Here is a 7,288-nt window from a genome sequence, read left to right as displayed (position 1 = left end):
CACTTTGAAGACACACCCTAGTCTATGCTTAAAACGTTCCTGCTTCGCTTCCTCATACTTCCGCATATACCTTCTCATTATCTTGCTAATGTAGATTAAACGCTCCTTAGAGCCTTTACCATGGATGAGAATGTGCGCTCTTGATATATCATCATTCTTGATGTTACACAGTTCTGAAACACGTATCCCAGTATCAAATAGCATGATAAGAATTAACTTATCCCTTAGATTAGAGTAGGTTACTTCATCGACATCATTGATGATACGCTTTACTTCTTCATCATTGAATGTGATGATTACCCGCTTCTCTTCCTTCAAGTTCTTAATCCTCCGCATAGGATTATCCTTCTCATCTATATATTCCTCATCAACAAGAGTCTGGAAAAAAACTTTGATCGTAGCGATATGACCGTTGATTGTAATATTGGCTTCTTTACCTCTACTCTGACAATGTTGAATGTATTTCTTAATATGCATTGAAGTCACGTCTTCTGCTTCCTCGACTTCTAGTTGATCCTTAGTGAACTCCATCCAACGATGCAAGCGATACATACAACCAGTAATATATTCCTTTTTTCTTCCTTGAATTTCTTGATTTAACTTAAAGTCATCAATTAATTCATTGATTTTTGACACAAAAAAACTCCCCTCTATTTGTTTGAATAACACAAATAAAAGAGAGTAATTTTTGAAGACCAATAGTTGCAGGTGAATGAAATGTGCTCTTCAATCGTTGTCTAAAAATCCTTTTACAGCAAGGCTTCTCAGTCAATAATCAATTAAAAAATACCCAGATCATTCCCACTCTATCGTTGCAGGTGGTTTGGATGTTACATCATAGACGATACGGTTAACGTTATCAACTTCGTTAACGATCCGCACGGAGATTTTCTCCAGCACATCCCAAGGGATACGCGCCCAGTCCGCAGTCATACCGTCGATGGATGTTACAGCACGGATACCTACTGTGTAGGAATACGTACGCGCATCACCCATAACGCCAACACTCTTCATGTTAGGCAGGGCTGTGAAGTACTGCCAGATTTCGCGGTCGAGACCGGCTTTGGCAATCTCTTCACGCAGGATGTAGTCTGAATCACGAACAATTTTAAGTTTCTCTTCAGTAACCTCACCAAGAACACGGATCGCAAGACCCGGACCAGGGAACGGTTGACGGTGTACAATTTCGTCCGGCAGACCACATTCGGTACCCACTTTACGTACTTCATCCTTGAACAACGTGCTCAGTGGCTCGATCAGTTTGAAGTTCATGTCCTCAGGCAGACCGCCCACGTTGTGGTGGGATTTGATGGTCTGTGCAGTCGCTGTACCACTTTCTACGATGTCTGTGTACAGTGTACCTTGCGCGAGGAATGCAAAATCATCGAACTGCTTGGACTCTTCGTCAAATACATAAATAAACTCGTTACCGATGATTTTACGTTTTTGTTCTGGATCATCCACGCCAGCCAGTTTGGACATAAAGCGCTCTTGTGCATCAATTTTGACAACTTTCATGTCAAATTTGCCGACAAACGTCTCCATTACACTTTCTGCTTCACCTTTACGCAGCAGACCGTGGTCGATAAACATACATGTCAGTTGATCACCAATGGCTTTGTGAAGCAATGCAGCTACAACGGAAGAATCCACGCCGCCACTGAGCGCACACAGTACTTTACTGTCGCCCACTTTTTCACGAATGTCTTTGATGGTGTCATCGATAAATGTCTCCATCGTCCAGTTGCCTTCGCAACCACAGATTTCGAACAGGAAGTTACGAATCATGTCGTTACCGCGAACAGAGTGACGTACCTCCGGATGGAACTGGACAGCATACAATTTACGCTCATCGTCACTCATGGCAGCGATTGGCGCACTTTCCGTGCCTGCATCCAGTTTGAAACCTGGAGGAAGTGTAACCACGTGGTCACCGTGACTCATCCATACCGTATGTTCGCCTTCAATGCCTTTTGCCAGTGTAGATCCAGCGGCAAACTCAAGGTCTGCTTTACCGTACTCACGCTTCTCGGAACGTTCTACTTTACCTTCGAGCTGTTGGGCCATAAGCTGCATTCCGTAGCAGATCCCGAAGATTGGCAAGCCCAGGTCATAGACACCCGGGTTCACGTGTGGAGCATTCTCCGCGTATACGCTGGACGGCCCACCCGAAAATACGATTCCTTTTGGTGCCATTTCTGCGATCTTTTCCGCCGGTGTGTTATACGGCAAAAGCTCGCTGTATACGCCAAGATCCCGGATTCTTCTGGCGATTAACTGGTTGTATTGGCCCCCAAAGTCAAGGACAACCACAATCTCATTCTGCTTATTCATAACCGTGCCTCCCTCAATTCAATGAAACTAATTATACGCAACGACAAAACATACCGTCAAGGAAAGGCGAAACTCCTTTTTTCGACATATCAAAACAGGATTACCAAATGCCTCTAAATATGAAATTCCGAATAGAAAAGCTTGACAGCAAGATGCTGGTTCAAGTGGTTGATCGTGGAAAGACGCCTCGTTCGCGGTGCAGCGCGAAAGGCGTCTTATGTGTGCTAGGCAGCGATGAACCAAACGCTGCATTTAAAGAACAATGTGCCAGCCAATGGTGATCTTCATCTGCCCACAAGTGGCCAAGCTCTATTGGAAAGCGATAGCGATTGTATGCAGCTGATTCGCAGCTTTGGTGTAACGTTGTAACATCCTTGTGTTACAACGCCTGCAACCGCCGGGCCAGACGAAGCGCCCGGCGCAGGAAGTCCAGACTGTCCGCGCGCAGCGGACGGTCTGGCCCGTACAGCAGCCGTTCCCAGTCGGCTGCAAACCGCGCGATGTCCGCGCCGTCCGCGCCTGCGGCCAAAGCCGGTGACGCTGCATATTCACGCAGCGTCATACCCGGCGGCCGCGGGCCGTACCGGCGCGCGAGCGCGGCCCAGACCGGAGCGGCGGCACGCAGTAGCCGCTCACGGTCCGGAAAGCTGCTGCGCGGCCACGCCAGCAGCAGCCCTAATCGCAGCGCGGGGCGTAACCGCCGCATGCGGACCAGAGCAGCGGCACCCAGCAGGGCCGCTGCCACAAGGGCTGCCGCGAGCCATGGCTCCGCGGCAATAGCCCGTGCGCGGGCGAGCAGCCATGCGCCCGCGTTAGCCAATCCGCCGCTCATATACGGCGGATTCTCCGCAACAGGCTGCGGCCCGGCGAGCGCTGCGACACCTTCGCCCGCGCCTTGCGCCATGGTGAAGCCTGGCGTGGCCTCAAACGGCATCCAGCCTGCACCCGGAAAATATACCTCTACCCAGGAATGTGCATCTCCTTGGGAAATCACATACTGACCAAGTGCATCCGGGTCAGCTACTCCAGGACCAAAACCTTTAACCCAGCGTGCGGGGATATCTTCCGAACGAAGTAACACAATCATAGCTGTGGAGAAATGATTGCAGTACCCCTGCCGTGTGACGAATAGAAAGTCGTCCACAAAATCTGTTCCTCGTGGTGGCATACGGGTATCCAACGTATACTCGGCATGAGCAGCCAGATAAGTCTTTACAGCCTGCACAGCATCATACCGGGTCTCACTGCCTTGAATGATTTCCTTGGCAAGCGTCTGCACTCGACCGGGGAGTGATGCAGGCAATTGCAGATAGGTCCTCCGAATGGCTGCCTGATCTTTCCCTTTATTCGTTTCCTCAAGCAGACGTAACTGTTCAGGTGTTGCAACAGGAACCATGACGTCTGCCGAATAATTTTTAACTATCTTATCGTCTCCTGAGCTCGCGAGCCACAATGTTGCCGAATCGCGATTAGACAGCAAAGAAAACATGTTCTCCTGATTATCCTTGTTCTTATCCTGGAACGATACGTTGACCGGTATGCCCCCCGTAAAGATTGGATTTGGCCCCTTCCACTCTCGCTGCATCGTAATGGTTTGGCGAATGCGATTCCAATAGGTTGGATTCTCCCAACCATCAGCACGCAGCATTCCGGATGGACTTGCCGTTTCGAAGCTTTGACCCGGGTCACTCCAAGTACTACCGTTATAATATGAACGGGTCTCCCCTCGCCAATACGTCACTTTCGGACTCCTCGCTATAAAAAAGATGGAGTTCCCCTGCACCAACGGTGCTCCCATAGGCGCGTCCGCTGTGCTATATCCCGTGACCGCCGTTGCAGCAGGGATACTACTATGCTGTGTATAACCTGCCCAGCGAGCTATGCGTTCACCCATCTGCTCCAAAGATATGCGTTCCGGTTGAGGAATGGAAACAAACTGGCCAGGTAACGCTGAGAGAAGCACCATACCTGCGGAAGCAACGATAGTTACTGCACTCCAGCGGCCATAGGGGCTGCCACGATAACTCGGAGTCGTGACTCCTCCATTGAGACGTAGTAGCTGAAGCAGAGCCTGAATAAGAAAAGTCCATAGGACAGACCGCATCACTGAAGCATACACATCCAGCCCCGCAAAGGATTCAAGCAGTAGCAAATAGAGCAGCGTTGCACTGCCAAACAGCATAACACTTCGACGTAACAATACGAGGGATTGCACAGAAGCCATGAGCATGCTCCAGCCGCACATCATGAACAAACCTCTCGTTTCTGTACTAATCGAGTGGAATCGCCAGTTATTTATAAACGTGTCCATATCCGCTGAAAGTATTACCGGGTATGCAACCGCCCAACGGGCCGGATCACTTCCTCCGTACATCAGACATAAAGCAGCGAGTGCAATGAATAATCGGATCAGTACTCCGGTGATCCATCCTGTACGAATCAACCCCGCGAGCAACAATGCTCCCGTTAATCCCGCCATTACGGACAAGAACCGTTCACTGCCCTGCTGATCTGATGATGTAACAGGATATATCCACTCCAGAGACAGTATAAGTAAAATGGCCGAAATAAAAATTTTGTACAGGACAGGTACGATAACATATCCCTCATCCTTTATGTCTGTCACAGAATTCTGGTTCACGGCTTTATTACCATTACGCTCCCACATCCGTTACCTCCACCTTTCCCAATGAAGATAACGCAACGTCTGTAACTGCGTGGATCGGCACCCCGCTGTGACGAACAAGTTCCAAGCTTGAGCTGTCATCTCCCAATCCATTCATCACTCTATCCGTTGATCTTAATAGGTTCTGGTTCTGGTTCTGGTTCGCTTCAGTCAATTGCACCTCTACACGATAACCCGACCCGATTGCAGTTATGATCCATTCGGCCAGAACCTGATCCATCTTGCCTGTGAGAACCACAATTCGCGATCCACTCGCTAGTCCATCCAGCATCTCCGTTCGGAGTGAAACAGAGGCTGATTGTGCTTTGGATATTCGTGCCCCCGCTAACTTGTCCAGTCCATGATTCTCATCATCTGCATGGAATGGGCCATGTTGCCATTGATCTTGTGCATCATAGCTCTTATCGCCGCCTTCCATCCACAGATGATAAGGAATGTCATCCCGCTCAGCGGTATGAATCCAGCGGGCAGCTGCACGAACCACTCGTTCAAAAGCAGATGCATCCATGTCCTCCCGCTGTTTTACGTCATAACCCGACGCGCCTTCATACACAAGGATGCCGAGCGAGGCTAGATCCGTGGTATCAGGCAGAAAGGTCTGAAGTTTCCCCGTTTTGGCTGTACTTTTCCAATGTACACGTCCCAGTGGGTCACCCTGCTGATATTCACGGAACTCAGGGCTACGGTTACCCTGGCTATTTCTTCGCTCCGACAGAGTCCCTTCGATCATCGCTGCGAATTCTACCGAATCCCCCTTCCCCCAAGCCGTTGCTTGAGGAACAACAATTAAGGGGGTACCTCCTGCGGTCTCTTCAGAGAGAGTATTCCAGCCAAGCATATCCCCCCAATACAATCTGCCCGTACCCCATCTGTAGACTCCTCTCCGTAACCCGGAACATTCATATTGATAGGAAAATTGTCGCCGTAGTCCCGGAAAAATTAATTTGCGATGAACACCTGCAGGTGAATTCTCACACAGAACGATCCATAACAATGGAATGCGGCAATCGAATTCCAACTCGACTTGAACCCGCACCCGCTCGCCTGCCTCAATCCGATTCGCATGTATTTTCCGACGGATGTGAATACGCCGTGGTCCGAACCAATGGAGAAGCAGACCTCCTGTGAACATCAAGAAAGCCATAACGGATAGAAACAACGCCGCTTTGCCCCCATGCCACTGATACAAGGAAGCCAAAGCCACCACCAAGACAGCACTCACAATACGTTGTCCCAGCGCAGTCATTGCCTCCGTCCCCTTCCCTGTGATGCCATTTGTACAGGTACCGGGACCGATGACAATGCTTCTTCAATGACTTGTACTTGCCCCCAAACCTCCGCTCTGTTCTGGGCCTTCAATTGAATACGGTGGGAAAGGACAGGCACGGCCACCTCTTTCACATCATCCGGAATGACATAACTGCGTCCTTGAAGATAGGCAAATGACTGCGCCGCAGCCATCCAGGCCAGTGTTCCACGCGGGCTGATGCCCAGTCTGACCGCCGGAAGGCTGCGAGAGGCTACAGCTACGGCCACCAGATACTGTTTGACGACCGGATCAACATGTACCTGTTTGACTTCACGCTGCATGGCTACGACCTCTTCAGCAAGCAGGACAGGGCGAAGTTCATCAAGCGCTTCTCTACCTTGCATGCGAGTTAACAATTCCAATTCCTGTTCCGGATCGGGATAACCCAGTCCAATTCTCATGATAAATCGATCCAGCTGCGCTTCAGGCAGACGGTACGTACCCTCAAACTGTAACGGGTTCTGTGTCGCCAGCAGAAAGAACGGGCGTGGCAATGCATAGGTTGTGCCATCAACCGTAATACGTCGTTCTTCCATTACCTCCAGCAGGGCAGACTGAGTGCGTGGTGAAGCGCGATTTATTTCATCAGCCAGGACAACGTTGGACATGACAGGTCCGGGCCGAAACTTGAATTCAGCGGTATGTGGATGATAGATTGAAGTGCCCGTAACATCTGCCGGCATGACATCGGACGTGAATTGAATCCGGCCCATGGAGCAGTCCAGCGCAGAAGCAACGGCACGAACCAGCATCGTTTTCCCGGTACCCGGCACATCTTCCAGAAGTACATGACCTCCACTGAGCATTGCAGTGAGGACATAACGAATCTCTGTTTTTTTACCAATAATCACACTCTCAACACGTTTCATGACCCTGTTTAACAATTCAACAGCATGTTCATGCTCCATTCGGATATAAGACATTTCTCTGATCTCCTTCCGTTCATCAGCATTCCTGAA

Annotated in this window: 6 protein-coding genes; 1 reads left to right on the top strand and 5 read right to left on the bottom strand. The window is 49.8% G+C overall.

Features of this window, described 5'->3' with window-relative positions:
* Nucleotides 1–636 (bottom strand): tyrosine-type recombinase/integrase (locus J7E78_RS26460; protein WP_215079472.1); only part of this gene is annotated, 636 nt, incomplete at its 3' end.
* A gap of 159 nt (nt 637–795) precedes the next feature.
* Complete coding sequence (gene guaA, locus J7E78_RS26455; protein ID WP_215079470.1) at nt 796–2,334, bottom strand: glutamine-hydrolyzing GMP synthase; 1,539 nt, start codon at nt 2,332–2,334, stop codon at nt 796–798.
* Between the two features lie 234 nt (nt 2,335–2,568).
* On the opposite strand from guaA, the gene J7E78_RS29760 reads away from it, so the two are divergent.
* A complete protein-coding gene (locus tag J7E78_RS29760; protein ID WP_285229473.1) occupies nt 2,569–2,703 on the top strand; it encodes a hypothetical protein in 135 nt (44 codons plus the stop codon).
* Nucleotides 2,704–2,713: 10 nt separating this feature from the next.
* On the opposite strand, the gene J7E78_RS26450 is transcribed toward J7E78_RS29760, so the two are convergent.
* Genes J7E78_RS26450 through J7E78_RS26440 form a run of 3 tightly spaced genes read right to left on the bottom strand, consistent with a single transcriptional unit; the run spans nt 2,714 to nt 7,252 of the window.
* The gene (locus tag J7E78_RS26450; protein ID WP_215079468.1) at nt 2,714–5,002 is read right to left on the bottom strand and encodes a transglutaminase-like domain-containing protein; all 2,289 of its coding nucleotides are present in this window, start codon (nt 5,000–5,002) and stop codon (nt 2,714–2,716) included.
* Nucleotides 4,989–6,266 carry a DUF58 domain-containing protein gene (locus J7E78_RS26445; protein WP_215079466.1) on the bottom strand — a complete coding sequence of 426 codons (1,278 nt, stop codon included), beginning with the start codon at nt 6,264–6,266 and terminating at the stop codon, nt 4,989–4,991. The genes J7E78_RS26450 and J7E78_RS26445 overlap by 14 nt, the downstream gene beginning before the upstream one ends.
* Nucleotides 6,263–7,252 (bottom strand): AAA family ATPase, encoded by a 990-nt coding sequence (locus J7E78_RS26440; RefSeq protein ID WP_215079464.1) that lies wholly within the window; start codon nt 7,250–7,252, stop codon nt 6,263–6,265. The genes J7E78_RS26445 and J7E78_RS26440 overlap by 4 nt, the downstream gene beginning before the upstream one ends.
* Nucleotides 7,253–7,288: the final 36 nt, after the last annotated feature.

The organism is Paenibacillus polymyxa (genome assembly GCF_018614975.1).
Taxonomy (GTDB): domain Bacteria; phylum Bacillota; class Bacilli; order Paenibacillales; family Paenibacillaceae; genus Paenibacillus; species Paenibacillus polymyxa_E.
Note: the sequence above shows the minus strand (reverse complement) of the source record. Positions and strands in the feature narration are given on the sequence as shown.